Raw genomic sequence first — 1,366 nt, 5'->3', positions numbered from 1 at the left:
AATGCCGATCAGTTAAGGATCGGTTGAACGATCCAGTCATTGTGTAAAAATCCGGAAATGTCTTTCGTTTCCGGATTTTTTTATGCGTATTGCTCAGGCTCTTGATCTTGTCTCCTGCTACGACTCCACCCGTAATCCCCTGACGTCTTTGGGTGACTTTCTTGACCCGGAGCTCATCTCCCGTTGTCTTCAAGAGTCCGGGACTGTCACTCTGCGTAAACGCCGTCTCCCGCTGGAAATGATGGTCTGGTGCATTGTGGGTATGGCGCTGGAGCGCAAAGAGCCGCTTCATCAGATAGTTAACCGCCTTGATATTATGCTGCCGGGTGACCGCCCCTTCGTGGCACCCAGCGCAGTTATCCAGGCCCGGCAGAGACTGGGGAGCGAGGCTGTTCGCCGTGTGTTCACACAAACCGCGCAGTTGTGGCACGGTGCCACCACTCACCCTCACTGGTGCGGTCTGACCCTGCTGGCTGTGGATGGGGTTGTCTGGCGAACACCCGATACGCCGGAGAATGATGCGGCTTTCCCGCGTCAGACCTATGCCGGTCAACCCGGACTCTACCCTCAGGTAAAGATGGTCTGTCAGATGGAGCTGACCAGCCATCTGTTAACGGCAGCCGCCTTCGGCACAATGAAAGAAAGCGAGTGTACGCTGGCTGAACAACTGATAAGCCAGACCGGTGATAACACATTGACATTACTTGATAAAGGTTATTACTCACTGGGTCTGCTGAATGCCTGGAATCAGGCAGGGACGCATCGACACTGGATGATACCGCTGAAAAAGGGGGCGCAGTACGAGGAGGTAAGAAAGCTGGGTAAAGGGGATTATCTGGTAAAGCTGAAAACCAGTCCTCAGGCACGAAAGAAGTGGTCGGGTCTGGAAAGGGAAATAACGGCGCGGCTGCTGACGTTTACCCGGAAAGAAAAGACGTATTATCTGCTGACGTCAATGACAGACGCCATGCGCTATCCGGGTAGAGAAATGGTCGAGCTTTACGGCCATCGGTGGGAAATAGAGTTGGGATACCGTGAAATAAAGCAGACGATGTTACTGAGTAGACTGACACTGAGGAGCAAAAAACCGGCGCTTGTGGAGCAGGAACTCTGGGGCGTGCTGCTGGCCTACAATCTGGTGAGGTATCAGATGATAAAGATGGCAAGTCAGTTGAAAGGATATTGGGCAAATCAACTGAGCTTCTCAGAGTCATGCGGGTTGGTCATGAGAATGTTGATGAGTTTACAGGGAGCTTCACCTGGCCGGATCCCGGAGCTGATGCGCGATCTGGAGAGTCTGGGTCAACTGGTAAAATTACCGATGCGGCGGGAAAGGGCCTTCCCGCGAGTGGTAAAAGAAAGGCCG

Annotated in this window: 1 protein-coding gene; it reads left to right on the top strand. The window is 53.1% G+C overall.

All coding sequences use genetic code 11. From position 1 onward, the window contains the following. Window positions 1–82: 82 nt before the first annotated feature. The coding region (locus A0G03_RS20360) for an IS4 family transposase (RefSeq protein WP_101749547.1) at window positions 83–1,366 on the top strand (1,284 nt) is incomplete at its 3' end.

Origin of the sequence: Pectobacterium peruviense (genome assembly GCF_002847345.1) — a bacterium.
GTDB lineage: Bacteria > Pseudomonadota > Gammaproteobacteria > Enterobacterales > Enterobacteriaceae > Pectobacterium > Pectobacterium peruviense.
The sequence above is the reverse complement of the archived record's forward strand: the minus strand, read 5'-3'. Positions and strand labels throughout refer to the sequence as shown.